This is a genomic window from Patiriisocius sp. 208BN25-11, assembly GCF_058147145.1.
The window spans coordinates 1-209 of record NZ_JBYVJY010000199.1; the positions used below are offsets into that span (position 1 = coordinate 1).

A 209-nucleotide genomic window follows, 5' to 3' on the forward strand; every position below is an offset into this window, starting at 1 on the left:
ACGGTTAACGTTCCATCAGGATTGATTGTGATTCCACTTCCATCATCATCCGTCACAGTTGCATTTACATCTGCTGGTGTGAATGGTGTTCCATTTAAGGTATCATTATCAAATACACTTGGAGTTGTTCCGCCATCGGCACCACTAATTGGTGTGCCACTATAATCATCATCGACTGCATCAATTGTGCTATCCTCCACTACTACTGT

At 42.6% G+C, this 209-nt stretch carries 1 protein-coding gene; it reads right to left on the reverse strand.

Annotation, left to right across the window (positions count from 1 at the left end):
* Positions 1–209: hypothetical protein (locus ACY2RS_RS16120; protein WP_490099653.1), on the reverse strand; the 209-nt coding region annotated here is incomplete at both ends.